Source organism: Streptomyces kronopolitis (assembly GCF_014646275.1).
Taxonomy (GTDB): Bacteria; Actinomycetota; Actinomycetes; order Streptomycetales; family Streptomycetaceae; genus Streptomyces; species Streptomyces kronopolitis.
Window position 1 is genome coordinate 1 of record NZ_BMND01000131.1, and the last position, 529, is coordinate 529.

The following is a 529-nucleotide window of genomic DNA, read 5'->3' on the forward strand; positions in this document are numbered from 1 at the left end:
CGCATTCAACCCCACATAAACGGCCGTGAAAAACAAACTGATCAAAAAAATAGGGCTTAAAATCTGGCATTTGGAAAAGCCAATGGAGAGCAGGGCGGTGTATTGGTTGGATTTAATGAAGGCGATATAAAATAAAACCATCGCCAAAAGCAAGGAAATGGGCAAGGTGTAATTGAGAGCAAATAGGATGTCATAGGTGAAAAATAAAATAATCATGTTCGCAGAATCGGGCATTTTATCGGCGTATTTTAAGCTGTCAATGCCTACAAAAAACAATTCTAAAGCTAAAAGCACGATTAAAAAGTATTTGAAATAATACCACCCCACAAATCTAAACAAACGCATTTTAAGCCCTTATTCAAACCACGATAAAAACTTGAAATTTTTGATAGAGCGCATTTAACTTTCTATTTTTAAAGGTTTTTTAAGCGTGAAACGATTTTGCATGGCGTTAAAATCATGGCTTTCTATAAAAAATTTTAAGGCGTTTTTGGCATGTTCAAACACAGCGTTTTTTAAAGGCTCTTCG

The 529-nt window shown here is 35.2% G+C and carries 1 protein-coding gene; it reads right to left on the reverse strand.

Features of this window, described 5'->3' with window-relative positions; genetic code table 11:
* The coding region (locus IEY78_RS35480; protein ID WP_189104837.1) for an LptF/LptG family permease at positions 1–345 on the reverse strand (345 nt) is incomplete at its 3' end.
* Positions 346–529: the final 184 nt, after the last annotated feature.